The sequence below is a fragment of the Brevibacillus sp. BD137 genome (genome assembly GCF_041644655.1).
Taxonomy (GTDB): domain Bacteria; phylum Bacillota; class Bacilli; order Brevibacillales; family Brevibacillaceae; genus Brevibacillus; species Brevibacillus brevis_D.
In genome coordinates, this window is the sequence record NZ_JAOTNO010000001.1 from 745,717 (window position 1) to 764,998 (window position 19,282).

Annotated in this window: 22 protein-coding genes and 3 tRNA genes; 3 read left to right on the forward strand and 22 right to left on the reverse strand. The window is 47.2% G+C overall.

The genetic code is table 11. The annotated features are described in order from the left end of the window. Positions 1-7: 7 nt before the first annotated feature. From ODZ53_RS03690 to ODZ53_RS03715, 6 genes are all read right to left on the reverse strand, one after another. Positions 8-490 carry a hypothetical protein gene (locus ODZ53_RS03690; protein ID WP_372675950.1) on the reverse strand — a complete coding sequence of 161 codons (483 nt, stop codon included), beginning with the start codon at positions 488-490 and terminating at the stop codon, positions 8-10. A gap of 73 nt (positions 491-563) precedes the next feature. Further along, the gene (locus tag ODZ53_RS03695; protein WP_372675951.1) at positions 564-1,268 is read right to left on the reverse strand and encodes an MBL fold metallo-hydrolase; all 705 of its coding nucleotides are present in this window, start codon (positions 1,266-1,268) and stop codon (positions 564-566) included. A 7-nt stretch (positions 1,269-1,275) separates the two neighbouring features. Next, entirely contained in the window at positions 1,276-1,905 is a 630-nt protein-coding gene (locus tag ODZ53_RS03700; protein ID WP_372675952.1) for a TetR/AcrR family transcriptional regulator, read from the reverse strand. A 178-nt stretch (positions 1,906-2,083) separates the two neighbouring features. After that, positions 2,084-2,605: a thiol peroxidase gene (tpx, locus tag ODZ53_RS03705; RefSeq protein WP_372675954.1), complete on the reverse strand. Its 522-nt coding sequence runs from the start codon at positions 2,603-2,605 to the stop codon at positions 2,084-2,086. Positions 2,606-2,694: 89 nt separating this feature from the next. Beyond that, positions 2,695-3,228 (reverse strand): hypothetical protein, encoded by a 534-nt coding sequence (locus ODZ53_RS03710; protein ID WP_015892343.1) that lies wholly within the window; start codon positions 3,226-3,228, stop codon positions 2,695-2,697. Positions 3,229-3,273: 45 nt separating this feature from the next. After that, positions 3,274-3,714 carry a gamma-glutamylcyclotransferase family protein gene (locus ODZ53_RS03715; RefSeq protein ID WP_372675955.1) on the reverse strand — a complete coding sequence of 147 codons (441 nt, stop codon included), beginning with the start codon at positions 3,712-3,714 and terminating at the stop codon, positions 3,274-3,276. A 119-nt stretch (positions 3,715-3,833) separates the two neighbouring features. Between ODZ53_RS03715 and ODZ53_RS03720 the strand changes: the two genes are divergently transcribed. Further along, positions 3,834-7,280, forward strand: coding sequence for a pyruvate carboxylase (locus ODZ53_RS03720; RefSeq protein ID WP_372675956.1), 3,447 nt, complete (start codon positions 3,834-3,836; stop codon positions 7,278-7,280). Between the two features lie 73 nt (positions 7,281-7,353). Next, positions 7,354-8,040 (forward strand): hypothetical protein, encoded by a 687-nt coding sequence (locus ODZ53_RS03725; RefSeq protein ID WP_372675957.1) that lies wholly within the window; start codon positions 7,354-7,356, stop codon positions 8,038-8,040. 65 nt (positions 8,041-8,105) lie between these two features. Here the strand turns inward: ODZ53_RS03725 and ytfJ are convergent, their stop codons facing one another. The 13 genes from ytfJ to ODZ53_RS03790 form a co-directional block, all read right to left on the reverse strand. Beyond that, positions 8,106-8,591, reverse strand: a complete 486-nt coding sequence (gene ytfJ / locus ODZ53_RS03730) for a GerW family sporulation protein (protein ID WP_016742389.1) — start codon at positions 8,589-8,591, stop codon at positions 8,106-8,108. Positions 8,592-8,699: 108 nt separating this feature from the next. Further along, positions 8,700-9,359: a DUF2953 domain-containing protein gene (locus ODZ53_RS03735; RefSeq protein WP_372675958.1), complete on the reverse strand. Its 660-nt coding sequence runs from the start codon at positions 9,357-9,359 to the stop codon at positions 8,700-8,702. Between the two features lie 66 nt (positions 9,360-9,425). Further along, the gene (locus ODZ53_RS03740) at positions 9,426-10,397 is read right to left on the reverse strand and encodes an S-layer homology domain-containing protein (protein WP_372675959.1); all 972 of its coding nucleotides are present in this window, start codon (positions 10,395-10,397) and stop codon (positions 9,426-9,428) included. Between the two features lie 146 nt (positions 10,398-10,543). Beyond that, entirely contained in the window at positions 10,544-11,191 is a 648-nt protein-coding gene (gene sleB / locus ODZ53_RS03745) for a spore cortex-lytic enzyme (RefSeq protein ID WP_372675960.1), read from the reverse strand. A gap of 94 nt (positions 11,192-11,285) precedes the next feature. Further along, positions 11,286-11,636: a stage V sporulation protein AE gene (gene spoVAE, locus ODZ53_RS03750; RefSeq protein ID WP_015892351.1), complete on the reverse strand. Its 351-nt coding sequence runs from the start codon at positions 11,634-11,636 to the stop codon at positions 11,286-11,288. 4 nt (positions 11,637-11,640) lie between these two features. After that, complete coding sequence (gene spoVAD, locus ODZ53_RS03755; protein ID WP_372675961.1) at positions 11,641-12,657, reverse strand: stage V sporulation protein AD; 1,017 nt, start codon at positions 12,655-12,657, stop codon at positions 11,641-11,643. 3 nt (positions 12,658-12,660) lie between these two features. Continuing rightward, the gene (gene spoVAC / locus ODZ53_RS03760) at positions 12,661-13,134 is read right to left on the reverse strand and encodes a stage V sporulation protein AC (protein WP_372675962.1); all 474 of its coding nucleotides are present in this window, start codon (positions 13,132-13,134) and stop codon (positions 12,661-12,663) included. Positions 13,135-13,152: 18 nt separating this feature from the next. After that, positions 13,153-14,013, reverse strand: a complete 861-nt coding sequence (locus tag ODZ53_RS03765; protein ID WP_064203356.1) for a DUF421 domain-containing protein — start codon at positions 14,011-14,013, stop codon at positions 13,153-13,155. A gap of 82 nt (positions 14,014-14,095) precedes the next feature. Next, a complete protein-coding gene (locus ODZ53_RS03770; protein WP_007717150.1) occupies positions 14,096-14,302 on the reverse strand; it encodes a DUF1657 domain-containing protein in 207 nt (68 codons plus the stop codon). A 162-nt stretch (positions 14,303-14,464) separates the two neighbouring features. Beyond that, complete coding sequence (locus ODZ53_RS03775) at positions 14,465-14,668, reverse strand: alpha/beta-type small acid-soluble spore protein (protein WP_007717155.1); 204 nt, start codon at positions 14,666-14,668, stop codon at positions 14,465-14,467. Positions 14,669-14,747: 79 nt separating this feature from the next. Next, positions 14,748-15,878 (reverse strand): MGDG synthase family glycosyltransferase, encoded by a 1,131-nt coding sequence (locus ODZ53_RS03780; protein WP_372675963.1) that lies wholly within the window; start codon positions 15,876-15,878, stop codon positions 14,748-14,750. Then, positions 15,878-16,462: a YkoP family protein gene (locus ODZ53_RS03785; protein ID WP_372675964.1), complete on the reverse strand. Its 585-nt coding sequence runs from the start codon at positions 16,460-16,462 to the stop codon at positions 15,878-15,880. Before ODZ53_RS03785 ends, ODZ53_RS03780 begins: the two co-directional genes overlap by 1 nt. Before the next feature lie 120 nt (positions 16,463-16,582). Continuing rightward, on the reverse strand, positions 16,583-17,233 hold the full coding sequence (locus ODZ53_RS03790; RefSeq protein WP_372675965.1) for a TerC family protein: 651 nt from the start codon (positions 17,231-17,233) through the stop codon (positions 16,583-16,585). A 213-nt stretch (positions 17,234-17,446) separates the two neighbouring features. Between ODZ53_RS03790 and ODZ53_RS03795 the strand changes: the two genes are divergently transcribed. Next, complete coding sequence (locus ODZ53_RS03795) at positions 17,447-18,613, forward strand: sensor histidine kinase (RefSeq protein WP_064203353.1); 1,167 nt, start codon at positions 17,447-17,449, stop codon at positions 18,611-18,613. A gap of 294 nt (positions 18,614-18,907) precedes the next feature. Here the strand turns inward: ODZ53_RS03795 and ODZ53_RS03800 are convergent. From ODZ53_RS03800 to ODZ53_RS03810, 3 genes are all read right to left on the reverse strand, one after another. Next, a tRNA-Gly gene (locus ODZ53_RS03800) sits at positions 18,908-18,981 on the reverse strand. Between the two features lie 14 nt (positions 18,982-18,995). Continuing rightward, positions 18,996-19,083 (reverse strand) — tRNA-Leu (locus tag ODZ53_RS03805). 25 nt (positions 19,084-19,108) lie between these two features. After that, positions 19,109-19,185: transfer RNA gene (locus ODZ53_RS03810), tRNA-Pro, on the reverse strand. Positions 19,186-19,282: the final 97 nt, after the last annotated feature.

A 19,282-nucleotide genomic window follows, 5' to 3' on the forward strand; every position in this document is an offset into this window, starting at 1 on the left:
GGTGTTTCTATCGGATGTTGTCTTTCACTTCGATAACAAATGCATGACCTGCATCGCCTTGCGTCCACTGGCCACGAACATCGAACAAATACCAGCCCGGCTGTTCGGGTGCCTTCCACTGATTGCCGTTTTCCACTGCTTGCTCAACTTCATTGATACCGTTCCACTGTGTTACCTTGAGCCTATTTGCAGTTGGCTGCTGGGCAAAAGTGACGGTTAGCGTCGCCCCGGGCTTTACTTGCAGGGGTGCAGGCTTATGCTCTGCGATGAGTTCCGGGGGTGCTGCCGTATCCTTGCAGACCGACTCGCTATTATAGCTCCAGCAGGAAGATGCGGGCACCGTCGCAGCTGTTTTTCCGCTCCATTCAATGACTGGCTGTGGTGGTTCCGCAAGCTGTGAAGTCCCTTGCGCCGACGATCCGTTCCCACACCCCGTCAGTAACAGTGTCGCTATCAGAATTAGTTGACCAAGTAATCCTACCTTTTTCATCCAATCACCTCAAACCTATGACGCGAGAAAAAGGGGATTCGTTTCATCCGACTTGACTCAGTCAATCATTGCCCTATGATTGCCAAACACTCGTTGGAATCGAAAAAGAAGTAGAGACCTCTTTTAAATAATCATCGAGCTGTTCTGCCGGATTCTCAATCGGTTTACCATGGCATACTTCCAAATGACGTGGGCGCAATTGGCGGACGATCAAACTGCTTTTAAGTGCTTGAGCCATATCCGCCGTAAACATCGGCATGGGACGATGCAATCTGCCTTGTTTGGAAGTAAACAAATCTCCAGCCAAAAGCACTCCATCCTGTTCGTGATAATACACCACATGCCCCGGAGAATGACCAGGTGTCAAATAAGGTTGCAGTCCACCAATTGGAGCTACATTCCCTTCAGCATCCTCTGGCAAAGGCTGAGCCAAGCCAGGCTGGACGTTTACTTCCAGCTTTTTACGACGAGGGTACAGCTCTTTTCCTTCCATATACGGAATCTCGATGCGATGGGCATAGACTGGTACGGATTCTGCTTCCGCGATTTTTTTTACGGCTCCAACATGATCCGAATGACCATGCGTCAGCAAAATTCGTTTGAGTGGTCCTGCATTCAGCTGCTTGATAAAGGCCATAATCCGTTTCGTCATAAATGGCATTCCCGCATCGATCAGCGTAACACCATCCTCCTCCCTGACAATCCAGACCCGCAAAGGAATCAACAACCACGCTTTGATACACCAAATGTTCGCTGAGATTTGCTCTACTCTAATCATTCTCTCGTCACTCCCTGTTCATTATTTTTTGACTTCCTGCGAGAAAAACATCTACGGATAGTGCGAATGTAGGGGCTAGCCTTTCCATCAAGCTGTCCAATGGTTCTTCGGAATGTGTATACGTACCGACGATGCCATGCAGCGTGTAGAAGTAAATCCGTGCATGGGCGAGCTCTTTTTCTTCCTCTATGTCACTTGGCAAGCATCGCCTTACAGCCTGCCTCAACAAACCAAACAATTGATTGCGTAGCGTTTGCAATTCTTTTTCTGGTTCCGCTACATCGATCCGAGTGGCTTTGATCATGAAGAACAAGGTATACATCGTTCGATTGCGCAAGCAAAAGTGGATGAACTGACTGCTGATTTCACGCAAATTCTCTTCTGGTGTTCTTCCTTGTTTGGACAGTATTTCTTCCATTTGTAGAGTCAAGCCTTGCAAAGGTTCCTTGGACAGATGATGAAGCAATGCTTCTTTGTCTTTGAAATAAATATAGAGGGTTGTATGGGAACAGCCGGCTGCTTTGGCGATTTCTCTGATGGATACCGTATCAAAGCCTCGGGTAGCGAAAAGGTCTGCTGCCGCCGTCAAAATCGCCCGTTTCGTTTCTTCTGAGCGTATTTCTTGTTTGCTTGCCATGCGTGATATTCAGCTCCTTGCTTTTTGAAAAATTTTAGTAACCAATGGTTAGTAACCGTTGGTTATAATATAACCACTGGTTACTAAAGCCGTCAAGATTATTTTTCCACTTGCTGCAAATAAAAAAAGCTCCCTTTTCGTCACTTGGACAAAAAGGGAGCTTCCTTATGAAAAATGCTTACCTCGCAGCTTGTGCAGCAGCAATCGCCGCTTCGTAGTTTGGATGCTCACCAGCAGCAGCCACATACTCAGCGTGTACAACCTTGTCGTTTGCATCGATTACGAATACAGCGCGAGACAAGAGACGGAATTCTTTGATCGCTACGCCATAAGCTGTACCGAAGCTCAGGTCTTTGTGGTCAGATACTGTTTTCACCTTGTCGATGCCAGCAGCACCGCACCAGCGGTTTTGCGCGAATGGCAGGTCAACGGAAACAGTCAGCACAGTAACGCCTTCCAATTTCGCAGCCTCTTCGTTGAAACGACGAGTTTGTGCATCGCACACGCCAGTGTCAATAGAAGGGATTACGGAGATGATGCGAACAGTGCCCTTGGAGTCTTCCAAAGTTACAGGGGACAGATCGCCACCTACTACAGTAAAGTTAGGAGCAGTATCTCCTACTTTGATTTCAGGACCGAGCAGTGTTACAGGACCACCTTTGAATACAAATGCGCCTTGACGCTCAACAGCAGTTGTCATGATTTCTTCCTCCTCACCAAATCTTTCAGTATGTACCTCAATTATCATACCCTATCATTCACTTTTTTTCACTATGCCAATAGTAGAAATTACAGATTCACTTGCACTTTTCCACTTCTTTTGGCTTGTACCACGGCGATTCGCTTCACTTCATGCTCATACTCCCAATCCGTTTTCGCATTCAGCTCATGACAGCGCATCAGAGCGTGATAGAGGGCAAAAGCGAAGGTAACCTGCTTCATTTCGTACCGTGTTCCATGTGCTTTCGGCAATGCCGTATTGATAATCTCAATTTGATACGTGGCTTTTTCCCGCTTGTCCCTGACTGGCACGATATACCCCATACGCTTTAAGACATGGCCGTAATCGAATTCTCCTTCATCATCAAAATCAAAGGTGTCGTCCGATGTTGCCAAATACTCCAGCAAGGTTCCCATATCCAGCGTTTCGAAGCAAGCAGGCTGTGGCATGGACAAAACTGAGCCGTCATTGTTTACAAAATAAATATGGTCACGATAATGAAAGATCAGTTCATCTTCTGGAACTTCGTCGGGAAACATCCAGTAATTTTGCGGAATCAGGTAACGCCAGATTTGTGCAGGTTCACAATGGAGTAATTCCATGGCAGGGCTCCCTCCTTTTCCCTACCAGTTTTGGCAAAACTAGCACTAGCTATTCGTCAGCTCCTGCATGTAGCGTCGCCAATTCCCATGCGATATGTGCACCCCTGTTTGCTTGACCAGGTCTTGATCCAAATAACGATAAACATAGACGCTTACGACCTGATCTGTTCCTTCCATAGTCGCTGGCACGATGATCCGTTCGTATTCATTGCGCGGATCACTCTCGCCATAGTACGTCTCCAGCTCGTCCAGTCCAGCTAGTGCTTGCTCGTACACGTCAGGGGCAAACATGACGATCTCCCCCACGACCTCCTGCTCTCCTTTCAGCAATGCCGGATAGCCTGCCGGCAAATGATAGATCTCACCTTGAATCGTCGCAGGTGTTGCCTCATGCTTATACGGTTTCACGTAAATCCGATGATTCCCAAAACCAGCTAAAAGCGTGCCGTACACAAATACAGGAAGCTTATCGTTTAGATTGTTCACCTTTATCCATCCTCCTGTGATCGAAAAAAGTGTGTCTTGTGTCGAGAAAATTTTGTATATTTGTTCTATATATAATTTTAAATACGTCTTTTTTTCCGAGACGTTAGGGGGAGAGAATAATGAAAAAGAGAAAAATCAATCGCCTACTGGTAGCAAACCGCGGTGAGATCGCCATTCGGATCTTTCGTGCAGCAACGGAGCTCGGCATACGTACGGTAGCCGTCTACTCCGAGCAGGACAACGTTTCTATCCATCGCTTCAAGGCTGACGAGTCTTACTTGGTCGGAGCGGGAAAAGGGCCTATTGAGGCTTACCTCGATATCGAAAGTATCATCGAAATTGCCAAGCGCAACGATATCGATGCCATTCACCCGGGCTACGGATTTCTTGCTGAAAATGCTGATTTTGCAAAGCGCTGCCAAGAGGAAGGTATTATTTTCATTGGACCATCCCCTGAGCTGATCGACAAATTCGGGGACAAGGTAGAAGCCCGTCGTCTTGCGATTGAAGCGGGAATCCCAGTCATTCCAGGCACTCCGGAGCCAATCGAAACACTCCAAGAGGCGCTTCTCTTTGCCAAAGAATACGGGTACCCCATCATTATTAAAGGCGTATCTGGCGGCGGAGGCCGTGGCATGCGTATCGTCCGCAGTCAGGAGGAATTACAAGATTCGTTAGATCGTGCCCGCTCCGAGGCCCGCTCTTCCTTCGGCAATGCCAAGGTGTATTTGGAGCGATACTTGGAACAGCCCAAACACATCGAGGTCCAAATTCTCGGTGACAACCACGGAAACATCGTCCATCTGTATGAGCGCGATTGCTCTGTTCAACGACGCCATCAAAAAGTCGTCGAAGTAGCACCGAGCCTATCGTTGGATGACAAGCTGCGTGAAAATATTTGCCAGGCTGCTCTCACTCTCATGAAAAAAGCCGGTTATTCGAACGCAGGGACTGTCGAGTTTTTGTTAACGCCGGACAAGCGTTTTTATTTTATAGAAGTCAACCCACGCATTCAGGTAGAGCATACCATCACGGAGCTCATCACTGGCATCGACATTGTTCAGTCGCAGATTCGCGTAGCCGAGGGCCATCCCCTCTCCGATGGGGAGATTGGCATCCGATCCCAGAGTGATATCCAGATGAGCGGTTTTGCCATCCAATGCCGCGTCACGACAGAAGACGCTGAAAACAACTTCCTGCCAGATGCCGGTCGCTTGTCCGCCTGGCGTTCCGGTGGAGGCTTCGGCGTAAGGCTGGATGGAGGCAATGGTTATCCGGGCGCGATCATTACACCGTTCTATGACTCGCTACTGGTCAAAATCTCCACGTATGGCACGAGCTTCGATCAAGCGGCTCGCAAAATGCTGCGAACTTTGCGTGAGTTCCGGATTCGTGGTGTGAAAACGAACCTGCCGTTTTTGGAAAATGTCGTGACACATCCTGATTTTTTGAGTGGCAACTACGATACGTCGTTTATTGACACCAAACCAGAGCTATTCATCTTCCCTGGCCGTCAAGACCGAGGTACCAAATTACTATCTTATATCGGAGATACGATTGTCAACGGATATCCCGGTCTCCAGAAATCGGAGAAAAAGCCGCACTTCGACTCGCCTCGCATCCCGCGAACACCATTTACCCAGCCATATCCGGACGGCACGAAGCAAATTCTGGACAAAGAAGGTGCCGACGGTCTGGTACGCTGGATTCAGGCGCAGAAACAGGTGCTCGTCACAGACACAACATTCCGCGATGCCCACCAGTCTTTGTTTGCTACGCGTGTGCGCACTTACGATCTCGCCTCCATTGCAGAGGCGACAGGCAAGCTCGGTTCTGGCCTTTTCTCGCTGGAGATGTGGGGCGGTGCCACTTTTGACACGACCATGCGCTTTTTGCAGGAATCTCCCTGGGAGCGGCTACAAATTCTCCGCCAGCGCATACCGAATGTCCTGTTCCAAATGCTCTTGCGCGGAGCAAATGGCGTAGGCTACACCAACTACCCGGATAATGTGATTCACTCCTTTGTCAAAGCATCTGCCGAAAATGGCATTGATGTCTTCCGGATCTTTGACAGCCTGAACTGGCTTCCTGGAATGCAAACAGCCATTGAAGCCGTTCGTGAATCTGGCAAGGTAGCCGAAGCAGCGATTTGCTACACCGGAGATATTCTCGACCCGACCAAGACCAAGTACAGCTTGGCCTACTATGTCAATCTGGCAAAAGAATTGGAAAAAGCAGGTGCCCATATTCTCGCGATCAAGGATATGGCCGGTCTTTTGAAGCCGTATGCTGCGTATTCGCTCGTCTCTGCCTTAAAACAAGAAATCAGCATTCCGATCCATCTGCACACTCACGATACGTCTGGTAACGCTGGAGCCATGCTTCTGAAAGCGATCGAAGCAGGCGTGGATATCGTCGATGCTTGCGTCAGCTCCATGTCTGGACTCACTTCCCAGCCAAGCTTGAACGGGTTGATTGCAACCCTTGCCCACACGGAGCGTGAGACGGGCTTATCTCTTGAATCGTTCAACAAGCTGTCTGATTACTGGGAAGATGTACGTCCGTACTACCAAGGCTTTGAAAGCGGCATGAAGGCGAGCAACACGGAGGTATACGTTCACGAAATGCCAGGCGGACAATACACCAATCTGGAGCAGCAAGCCAAAGCGGTTGGTCTGGAAGGTCGTTGGGACGAAGTGAAGCAGATGTATGCCGTGGTCAATCAAATGTGTGGTGACATTGTAAAAGTGACCCCTTCTTCCAAGGTCGTCGGGGATATGGCGCTGTTCATGGTCCAAAACAACTTGAATGAAGAAAACATTTGGGAGAAAGGAACACGCCTCGACTTTCCGGATTCCGTCATTCAATTTTTCCAAGGGTATCTTGGCCAACCGCCAGGCGGATTCCCGAAGGAGCTACAGGAACTCGTGCTAAAAGGCCGCGATGCCTTTACTACACGTCCTGGCGAATTGCTCGCACCCATTGACTTTACGCAAGTTGCTACTGAGCTGGAAGCCAAAATCGGACGTGAGCCCAGTCATTTAGACATCCTGTCGTATATCATGTATCCGCAAGTTTATTTGCAATTTGAACAACGACTGAAGGAATACGGCGACCTGTCCGTTTTGAATACAGGAACGTTTTTCTACGGACTGCGTCCAGGTGAGGAAACTGCCATTACGATCGAGCGCGGTAAAACACTAATTATCAAGCTGGTCGCAGTCGGCGAGCTTCATCCGGATGGCCGTCGCATCATCTATTTTGAATTGAACGGACAACCACGTGAAATCTTCATCCGTGACCAATCTGCAAAAGTCTCTGAACTGATCCGCCGAAAAGCAGAAGCGCAAAACCCTGCCCACCTCGGTGCCTCTATGCCAGGAAAAGTGCTCAAGGTGCTTGTAGCAGAAGGTGACAAGGTGCGTAAAGGCGAGCATCTTTTGGTGAGTGAAGCGATGAAAATGGAGACGACGATTCAGGCCCCACTCGACGGAAAAATTAAAGCCGTCTATGTGAAAGCAGGTGAAGCCATTCAAACTGGCGATCTGCTCATTGAAATGGAGTAGGCATCGTCTATAATAGGAGATAGTAAATTGTCCCTGGGGATTCATTCCATTTGCTTGTGAGGAGGTGACCGACATGAAAACGAATCGAGTCAGCCATGTTCCATTTACGCAGCGGGTAGGCCGCTATCATTCCCATATGCTTCAGGCAAAATTAAGCACGCCAGTGAATCCAATTCTCAGTTTTAATTTGCAGCCGTATTACACTCGCCAGCAGCAATGGACAACGGAGCTGTCTGATTCCTTATCGCGTCTGTACCGGTTTTCCTCAGATTTGGAGAAGAGTGCTCGCGAATTTATTGCTGCGGAAAAAGATGACGAGGCTGGAACTGACATTGAGCGATTACAGGAGCGCACACACTCGCTAGTAAGTAAATACAATCGTCTGCAGCTGTTGCTTGCCGAAAAAGCAAATACGTTAACGACGCAAAAGCTGGATGCATTCGCTCAAGTCGCAAAAGACGAAGAGGAAAAACTCCAAACGTTTGGAATCAAGCTGTTACCAGATGGACAATTGGAAATGGACGATGAGAAATGGCTGGAGGCCGTACAGACCAGCGATGTGGACTATACAACTACAATGGAGCGTGTAGCCCAAGCATTCAGAGCAAGTACATTGGGATTGCAAAGCAAACCCCTTGGCTCCTTTTCACGTTACTACGAAGAAGCGATGGCCCTCCATCCTTATATCGCCTCATCCAGCTCTAGCCTTCATTATCAACATGCTGCGAAGACAGGCTTGTATGTAAATGAACGCTGGTAATGCCATACGCCTCTTATTGAAAAAACAGGTATGCCCTTATGGAGCATACCTGTTTTGTGTTTGTTTTACTTTCGATCCATAAGGTCTTCCAAATCTTGTTCTTCTGCTCCGGCAATAATCGTCGTATTGGAATAAACAGGAGTATCATCCGATTTGGTAAACATCCCCTGAACCTTATCCACGATTTGCGGAACAGAATCCAAAATCCGGTCGTAGAGATGGGTCGTATTTTCAAGCGGAATCGAACGAATTCCTTGTTTGCCAACGACCAAGAAAGCTACAGGTGTGATGGAAACACCGCCCCCACTCCCCCCACCAAATGGGTTACCAGTATGTTCATGCTGTTGAGTGTGTTGGTGCCCATTATGATGGTGATCGTATTGGAACTCACTACCCCCGGCCGCGAAACCAAATCCTACCTTGGAGATCGGAAGAATGACACTACCATCAGGTGTCTCAACAGGATCACCAATGATTGTATTCACGTCCACCATTTGCTTGAGATTTTCCATCGCTGTTCTCATGAGGCCTTGAATCGGGTGGTCTGCCATATTTGTCGCTCCTCCTTCCTATCTGTTTCATGTTTTATCATTCCCCCAACAAATCCGGAGCATGTACCCTGTACAAAGGAATAAATATGTTTGGTACCATATTTATTTTTAGGCACGCGTCGGTGCAGCTTGCCATTTTCGCTGCTTACTTTTTCGAATCCGCAGAAAAACTTTCAACGCGTAGAAAACGAACTGCCCCAAATAAAAATGCAACACCGCTTGAACTTTCGTATGTAGAAGTGCTTGGTTCCAGACAGGCTGTACACTCATGGCTGGCATCGTCTGTAAGGAGATGGAGTGGGAGAGGATTCCTACAATCAGGCTTTTCACTCCCCAGATTAGTCCTGTTAGCGCCCCTGTTTCAGCCGCCTGACCTGTGCCTAATAACGTATGCCATTCTAATTTCGTGCAACGAACTTGTTTGAACAGGTCTTTTAGCAAAGGCAGCAAGTCACGAACTCTTTCCAGCACATCCCGATAATTCCGGTACCATTTTTTCACTTGCCTGCGTGTAAAATCCTTGACCTTTTCCCGAAGCTTGCTTCCCTGCTGGATTGTTTCCACCTTTGCGACAAGCTCAGGCCCAGCTTCTGTCATTTTCAAAAGGAGAATGGGTATTTCGTATTTCCTGCGAATGATACCCCAAGCTGCTATCGTAATTTCCAATTGATCATCTTCGCCCTCGCGACTGTAAAAACACGTCAATTGTATTGGCGTGATCACTAGTAGGACAAATAAACCAAGCAATCCTAACAACACCCATACCATGAAAAAATCCCACCCCTTCCACGTTAGTATGAGTGGAAAGAGCAGGAAATATGTTCAGCATTTTTATTAATCAAGCACGTATACTTTGACGCCTTTTTGCAGGCCATGATTTTCAGCTTCGTTTAACGTTGGAAGATACAGATCCACATGGCGTTGCTTTACCGCACCACCGATATCAGCTGCCACTGCATAGCCGTACCCATCGATGTACAGGTGTTTACCAAGCGGAATGACATTTGGATCAACCGCTACAACACCTTCGCGCAGTGGATACTCCAGATACGACAGGATCTTGTCGTTCGTATAGCTGTAAGCAGTTGTCTGTACCGTTATTTCTTGGCGAAAAGGTGTTCCGTTTGCGAGGGCTTTTGTCGTCTTCGGCTTATCCGGAAGCAAGTCAAGGGCCGCGTATGTAGCTGCTTCAGCTCTCGTCATATACTTGTCCGGTTTTAATGTACCGTCCTCATAGGCACTCATTAACCCGTTTTGCATGGCGTAAACGAGTGGGCGTTGCTCTTTCTCGTTTACATTGTTCCCATCCGCGTATTGGTTCAATGTCTGGATCGTCGTAGACCACTTCAAGTTATTGACTACTCCGCTGTCCCCCATCGTTCTTATCAGAATAGAGGCAAGCTCTGCTCTTTTTACAGGAGCATCCGGATGTAGGTACAGGTAATTCCCCTGCTTTTGCCCATGGACGATTCCCAATCGATAGGCCGTCTCGGCATAGGACGACAGCCAGCTGTTTGCCGGTACGTCCGCAAAGGATGATTGCTTGTTACCAAGAGGTTCAATTCCTTTGGCATTCACAAACATCGTAAGCAGTTCACCCAATGTCACGTTGTCATCAGGTCGAAAATATTCGTTTTGACCAATTACGTTGGCTATGTATAGTTGATTGATTTGTTGTTCTGCCCAATGGCCGTTAATGTCTGCATAAGGTGTTTCGTTCATGTGAGTTGTTTCTGCCTCGACAACTGGTGTACCTATGAGCATAAAGGCTACCAGCGAGGCAAGGATCATCCGTTTCTTCATCATCAACCTCCATGGGGAAATATGCGAATCCTTTCGTATCATTTTATCGAACTATTTTGCAAAAACAATGAACAATAGTTTCCAATGAAAAGGAAAGCCCTCGAACAGCATCATGACAAAGACTGTTTCAAGGGCTGCATGAACAATAGTTACACGGCAAAAATGTGTTTGCCGATCTTCTTCACTTGTGTACGGGACCAAATCCAATCGGAGGTCGCTGTAACAGGGTTAAAGTAGTAAAGAGAATGGTTGCTTGGGTCCCATCCTCGCACGGCATCCCAAGCTGCCTTGTAAGCAGTCTTGTTAGGAGTCATCCAGAATTGTCCATCATCTACAGCGGTAAACGCTAATGGCTCAAAGATGACACCCGCAAGCGTATCGGGGAAGTTTTTGGACTGAACACGGTTCAATGCTACCGCAGCTACTGCTACTTGGCCCTCATAAGGTTCTCCGCGTGCTTCCGAATAAACCAACTGCGCCAGCATCTGCATTTCCGCTTTATTTACCGACACTTTCTTGAGAACGCGCCATGTATTTGGACCAGTGATACCGTCAATCTGTAATCCGTATGCTTTTTGAAACTGTCTGACGGCCTTTGTTGTATTCGCTCCGTAAATGCCATCCAATTTGTCATCGTAGTAACCCAGCATCTGCAAGCGATACTGCAAATCCCATACATCCCCGTTCACACTACCACGCTGAATCTGTGTAGCTGCCAGGGAGTCGGCCGGGAAAATAAACGCTACAGCCATAAAGGCAGCAAGCAAGGTTGTTACTACTTTCTTGCTCCACCACATAAATTGTACCCTCCTTTACCCAACCCATTCTACAAGTTGGCGAAAGTAGGTTCAATTCAATTATTTTGGCACAAGTGGAAACATGTACCTGCCTCTATCCTTTAGGTCGGAACATGACTGCCATGATAAATCCGAAGACGATGGCAGCTGAAATACCCGCACTCGTCACTTCAAAAATGCCGGTAATGATGCCAATGACTCCATGCTTTTCCGCTTCCGCCATTGCCCCGTGCACGAGTGCATTTCCAAAGCTCGTGATTGGTACTGTTGCTCCTGCTCCAGCAAAATTAACCAGTGGCTCGTATAGACCGAATCCGTCTAGCACTGCCCCTGTGACAACAAGAGAGGACATCGTATGGGCAGGTGTGAGCTTGACGACATCCATGAGAAATTGACCGATTAAGCAAATCGTTCCTCCTACGAGAAACGCCCACAAAAACATCATGGTATCACTCTCCAAGTTGCTCCGACTCAACAGCCACGGCATGCGCAATGCAAGGAATGCTTTCTCCCTGCTGGAAGGTCAATGGAGATAAGAGGGCTCCCGTCGCAACCAGCAAGATCCGCTTCCACTCTCCTTGCTTCATCCGCCGTAGTAGATGCCCGTAGGTCACTGTAGCGATACAGCCACATCCGCTCCCCCCCGACCACACATTCGGATTTTCTCCATAAATGAGTTTCCCGCAATCGACATAACGCTCTAGTGGGATATGCATGTGATGCTTGGGCAACAGCTCAGATAAAATGGCATGCCCCGTTCGTCCTAAATCGCCTGTTACGATCAAATCATAATGGTCGTGAGGGAGCTGAAAGTCACGGAAATGCGACTCAATCGTGGATAATGCGGCTGGTGCCATCGCTGCTCCCATATTGAATGGGTCTGTCAATCCCATATCGACTACATGCCCGATGGTAGCTCCCGCAATCCGCAGCCCCTTACCTTGACTGGCTACAACAGCAGCCCCTGCTCCTGTCACTGTCCATTGTGCCGTAGGGGGCTTCTGAGAGCCGTACTCTGTTGGATAACGATATTGCTTTTCAGCAGCACCATTGTGACTGGAGGTAGCGGCCAAGACGTAATCAGCAGCTTGACTATTTACCATGAGAGCAGCCAGGGCCAAGCCTTCCATCGCTGTTGAACACGCACCGAAAATCCCCAGAAACGGTATCGAAAGCGTCCGGGCCGAAAAGCTCGCAGATATGATCTGGTTCATTAAATCCCCGGCAAGCATAAAGTTTATTTGCTCTTTTGTGAGACCCGCTTTCTCCACCGCTTTCGAGCACGCTTCTTCCAGCAGGACTTTCTCCGCTTTTTCCCAGCTGTCTTGTCCAATCATCAAGTCACCGTGCAGGATATCAAAGTCTTCGGCTAACGGTCCCTTAGCCTCAAAAGGCCCACCAATCGCAGCGTGCCCGAGAATGACAGGTTTTAAAGGAAAGACCCAAGACTGATTACCTTGGCGCATCCGTCAGCCTCCCATCGTAAACAATGTTTTGATCAAGCCAATGACAAATGCCGCCGCCACTCCAAACACAATCACTGACCCCGCGAGCTTGAACATGTTACCGCCGACCCCCAGCACAAATCCTTCGCTACGATGCTCAATGGCCGCAGATGCAATCGAGTTGGCAAAACCTGTAACTGGCACACTTGTTCCTGCCCCAGCCCATTGAGCAATCCGGTCATATAGTCCTAGACCGGTCAAGAGAGCAGAAAGAAGGATCAAGACAGCTACTGTAGGATTCCCAGCGGTTTTCTCCGTAAAATCGAAGTAGTGAATGAACATTTCTTGTATCCCTTGCCCGATCATACAAATGCCCCCACCCACTAAGAATGCCCGAGTAAAATTGCGCAATAGCGGTCGCGTAGGCTCGTGCGTCTTTGCCAATTGCTGGTATTCTTGCTGGACGGGGGTCAGCTTTTTCTTTTTTTGGTCTGCCATGTCTCACTCACTCCTTTTTTACCGTATCATGAACGGTTTTACTTGATCGATAATCTGTTGGAGCCGTTCCGAATCGGTTTGGTAGGTACGCTTCATTTGTTCATTTTTTGTATTGAGTGCATACAGCTCCAAATCCGCCTGACATTTTTTCAATGTAGCAAAAGCCAGCTTCATTGCTTGGGCCCCAGGAACCATCAGTTTATCGTCATAGAGGTCGAGATAGAGGTCTCCACCTTTGTCTACTTGGCCGAGGAAAACATTTTCCAAAGCCACTCCCGCTTTTTGCAGCTCCGTGCGCACCCATCTGCGATTTAGACCTGCTGTTGCTAGCGGCTCGTCCATGATCATCCCATCCATAATGACCACTTGATTCTCTTCTGAAGGAGCCACTGTCAATTCAAGGTGTTTGGGAGTTACCGGCTGACTCTCTGATTTTAAGAGGACACTGACTTCCCCGCTTGTTTCCATCAATGCAAACTCCACATCGGCTACTCGGAACACGTTTTTGATTCGTAATTGTTCCATCAAGTCTTCCGCAGTCAAACGTTCCTTTTTCAGATTGTCTTCCAAAATCTTGCCTTCCTTGATGAGAACCGTTGATTTCCCTTCAAATAGATCGCGGAGAAACTTGCTCTTGAGGGAAAGCCACTCCATTAAATAAGGAAAAAGCGCAAATACCCCCATGCCAATTAAACTATGGTAGACCGGCCCATCCATTTCGGTTGCCATAAAGGCAGCAATCGAACCGATGCTGATACCGACGATATATTCGATATATGTAAGTTGCTTGATTTGCCTTTTTCCAATGATCTTTGTCAATAGAAATAAGTAAGCAACAGCGCCTATTGAGCGCAAAAGGATTATTGACCAATCAGGCATAAGCCACCTCCATCACCTGAGGTGATTTTTATAGAGAGTAAAACCAAGAGAGAGGAAGTCCCTCTCCCTTTCCCAACACTTCCTAGAATCCCTTAAACTGTGGTTCTTCCTTTTCCAGCTCCGTTACACGCTGCTGGAGGTTATCTACAATGGATTGCGTTTGCTCTGCTGCTTGCGAATACAGTTGCTTCGCTTTCTTGTTTTGCGTGCTAAGAGCAAACGTTTCAAAATCTGCTTGTGCGCCTTTCAAGCTGGCAAGCGTTTGTTTCACCTGTGCTCCTACTGTCATATCCACTCACCTCCTAACACATATAGAATCCGCCTCCACCCATTATTTATGCGGTGATCTGCTCCATTTTCATCTGTAAATAATTTCCCTCTTCTTGGAAAAATAATTGGAAAAATAAAAAGAGAGACACCATAGGCGCCTCCCTTCATCCAGCTTATGAGATTAGCCACGTCCAGCCAATTGTTGCTCAGCAAAGGAGACAAGACGTTTTGTAATCTCTCCTCCAACTGAACCGTTTTGACGGGAAGTAGTGTCTGGTCCAAGCTGAACACCGAATTCGGATGCGATTTCGTATTTCAGTTGGTCCAGAGCTTGGTTTGCTTGAGGAACCACCAGATTGTTACTGGATCTGTTGTTGTTAGCCATCTATATCACCTCCTCGTCGTTGGTAAGTTTAATATGTGTGAAGTTTTGCTTGTTCATGCGTCCTATTTTTCTTCCAATTTTAGTCTGTTAATTGAAGAAGGGTGTGTGCAATTTGGTAAACGGCGTCTGGTCTCCCCAGCTTGTCCAAATTTCCTGCAAAAGCCTCTCTTTTTTCAGGCTGACACCATGACCTGATAATTTCTTTGATTTCTGCCGGTGTTTCAGCCAAGATCGCTGCTTGTTGCTTAAGTAAAAAGGAACAATTGTGCTTTTCTTGTCCGGGCAATGGGTGGAACAAAATCAGCGGTGTCTTAAGAGCAAGTGACTCCGCGCACGTAATGCCACCTGGCTTCGTTATATAGGCGTCAGCCGCTCCAATCCACTGCCACATTTCCGGCTCAAACCCTTTCAATAGAAAGCGATGTCCATTGCTCTTGGTACTAAGCAAGTTCTCCAGTCTTTTGTACAGGCTTGCATTCTTCCCTGTGACGACTACGATCTGCAAAGGTTGCTCTTCCAACATCAACTCTCGTACAACCTGTCCCACGCCACCATAACCGCCTTCTCCCCCACCAATCAGTACTGTGAATTGATCTGTCACAAGTCCAAGCTGTTTTTTCCAAGCCGCTTTGTCGGTAAGAAGCGCTGTAGTAAAAGCTGGCCGAACTGGAATGCCATAAACATGGATTTTTTCAGGCGAAATCCCATAGCGATCGATTAGAATTTGCGCAATTTGCTCGTGTGCCACCATGTACGCATCAATTTCTGGATGAACCCAAAATCGATTAATATGGAAATCCGTGGGTACACAAACGAGCTGGAAAGGCTTGGACACCCTTCTCTTCGCTTCTGCCAATGCGGACAAGCAGTATGCATGCGTAGCGATAACGACATCCGGCTTCTCTTCTAGCAAAAGTTGATTGGTTAATCTAGCGGATAGCCACCATCCCAATGCTTTGGTCAATGCACTGCCCAGCATTTCTTCCTGTTCATAGATGCGTTGCCACACAGGTTGACCGTAGCGCAACATACTGCGATAAAAAAAATGAGAGAGCACACGTAAGCCTGGACTGGCGGTTTTCAGTCCTCCCACCACTCGCGCTGATCGTGCCCCCTCCTTTTCCAGTAAAACTTCTTGCAGAGCCTCGGCAGCCATCCGGTGACCACTCCCTGCCCATTCCTCTGTCACTAATAGAAACCGCTTTGCCATTAGTAGGACTCTCCTAGAGGCTGCTTGCCGTCAGCATATCGATTGAGTAAAAATTCCTTGGACATATAAACACGCTTTAGGGGCATTTCATAATTCCATGATTGCAATCGCTGCTTTCCATTGGGATGCACGATTCTGAGCATGAGACGCAAGTACCATCGCTTGTATCGAAAAAACCAGGTCATAGGCACATCCGAAATCGAGAAGCCCAAAGGTGTTATCCCTTTATGTAGCATGGTCGTTCCCACTATCCCTTTTATTTGATCTTTATTTTCCATCGAATCCAGGAATGTGGCTAGCTTCGGCAATGATTGGAGGATATGTCTTCGCAAAAGAAGAGCCACGCGTAGCTCATCCTTCACTCCTTTGCACAGGGTAGCAAAGTAATAATTGTGTATATGTAGCTTTAAAATCAAATCCCCATCATGAATGATGCAATTATCGGTAGTAACGAGTGGCTCTCCCCGATAGCGTAAAACAACAACCCGAAATATATTGTTCCCTTTCTCAATATAAGTAAGTCTGGTGCAGCGCTGATAGATTTCATCCCAGTATCCCCATAGCATCAAGAGGCTTGTATTCATTTCGAAAAAGTTCCTTTCCCGCTATGTTTTCATTCAGCTGGATGTGACCACTTACATTTTCGCAAAACGGTCATGACCTTTGTTGTAGTATGCCCAAGAATGCACTATCCTTTTCACCTTTTACGTCCTTTTCATCCGCCCCCAAAACATGACCACTACGGCAGCAAATACGGGCAACCACATATGGTTGAGAAGCAAAGGATTCACCCACTTCCAGACATACGGATCCTCCAGACACATATCCACTGCTGTAAAGGCAAGAATTCCGCCGCCAATGATGACCATACTGGGAAAACGATTCATCATGCGAGCGATCCACACACTTCCCCACATTAATAACGGAATACTCATCGCTAACCCTAGCAAAACTAACCATAAATCGCCATGCGCTGCTCCACCAACTGCCAAAACATTGTCCAAACTCATGACAAAATCTGCTACTATGATGGTCCTGACTGCCTGACCAATTGTCTGATTATGCGATACGTCTGTGAGCTCTTCATTCTCACCCAGCATCAGCTTACACGCGATCCACAGCAATAAGATTCCCCCGATTGCCTTCACGAGAGGAATATCCAGCATCCAGGTAGTCATTCCCGTTAAAACAATTCGCAGGAGGATTGCACCCAATGTTCCATATAAAATTGCCCTTCTTCTCTCCTGTTGAGGGAGTCCGCGGCAGGCCATACCTATGACCACAGCATTGTCACTGCTTAATACCAGATCGATCATGAAGATGTGTACAAGACCCAGCCAAAAATACTCGCCCATCCCTGCCTCCCTGGTCCAATAAAGTTCGTCCATTCTACTTTATGCGACTGGAATCGGACTCATGATTGAATATTTTTCCGAAAAAAGGCGGTTTTCAGCGGATTTTGTAGATAAAAACTTCCGAAAAAAATACATTTTATTGCGAAATCAGGCTAATTATACCTTGTCTAAATTAGGCATTTTCCCTTACGATTTTAGTGGGGTGGATAAGAGATGGTGGAGACCGTGACGCTAAACCTTTATGATGTTTCAAGGAAGATTTTAGACTTAACACCAAGCATCACCACAATATGGCTGCAAGAAATTGTTCGCAGCATGGAAATTCCCGTGACCATTCCTCGCGATTTTGCAGAAAAACGAACAGTGCTCTTGGCTCGCTATCTGGTTGAGGATGTAGATCATGACATGCAGACTTGGGCATTAGATATGGGAGAGTGGCTTCGTTCTCAGGAATTCCCCTTCTCCTCCATTTTGCGCACATATCAATTGTACCGGAATGTATTCTGGCGGGTTCTCCAACCGGAATTACAGAGATGGTCCCTCTCCTCACAAGAAATGCACTATTTGGAAAGCCAACTTGGCAAGGCCATGGATGAAAGTGTATTCTGGGCTGTTTATCACTTTGAACAAATGATAAATAAAGAGCTAGTCCAGAAGGAAGAAACGATCTCCTATTTGCATAACGACAAACTGACCATGCTCGGAAAAATTGCCGCTAATATGGCTCATGAGCTGCGCAATCCGTTGTGCGCCATTGAAGGGTTCTTGAAGCTGATCGGCGAGTCTACACAGGAACAGGCCCAGCTTCAGACGTATATCCAAGTCGTCATGCATGAGTTTGAGAATTTACATCGGCAACTGACCGGATTCCTCAGCTTTTCCAAAAAACCAATTCTCGATGAAATTTTTAAAACCGTTCAAGTAGAAGAACTGCTTGAAGAAGTAGAGATGCTGATTACCCCTCGCCTCGTGGGAGAAAACATACGTTTTGAAAAACAAATCCACCCCTGCTTACTCGCATGTTATGAAGAAGGCTTAAAGCAAGTTGTCGTCAATCTCTTAAACAATGCCATTGACGCCGTGCAAAATCGTACAGACAAGTATATTCATGTCATCTCCACCTCTTCAGATGGTTGGCTCTATTTGAGTGTGGAAAACAACGGCGAAAGGATTTCACCCGAGATCGTGGAAAATCTCTTCCAACCATTCTTTACGACTAAACAAAATGGGACGGGTATTGGCTTGTCCATCTGTAAAAATATTATCGAAAAGCATCAAGGCACGATCCATTGTGATTCCAATGAAAAACGCACACGCTTTATCGTTTCTCTGCCGATTGCAAATGCCCAGGAAGTTGGCCCGCGAATGGAAGCTCGCTAGGTCGCTCTCTTTTGTATCACGCAAAAAAGCCCCCTGACAACGCAGGAGGCAAGGCAAGAGATCCGTTACCAATTATTTCATCGGTAAGCGACCTTAGTTTTACTGTACACGAAAACATATGTTGCTACCATAGAAAACGTCAGACAGCTTTCGACAAACATTTATACCTGTATTGAACAAAGGCTTATCTATTCAGCTATTGGATAAGCCTTCATACTTTTGTCTCAAGTAAAAATAGTTCTGCTTTCCTAAAAGCAAAAAAACAGAGAACCTATTGGCTCTCTGCTTTACGTATGGAGCGGGTGATGGGAATCGAACCCACGCGACCAGCTTGGAAGGCTGGAGTTCTACCATTGAACTACACCCGCATCAAAATAAATGCTGGTGCCGAGGACCGGACTTGAACCGGTACGGGAGAAACTCCCGACAGATTTTAAGTCTGTTGCGTCTGCCCATTCCGCCACCCCGGCAAACCTGTAAAACGTGGGCAAATCATGGTCGGGAAGACAGGATTCGAACCTGCGACCCCTTGGTCCCAAGCCAAGTACTCTACCAAGCTGAGCTACTTCCCGACAAATTATTATCTTCACTTTTGTAGTAAAGAAGCGTGCCCTGAGAGATTCGAACTCCCGACCTTTTGATTCGTAGTCAAACGCTCTATCCAGCTGA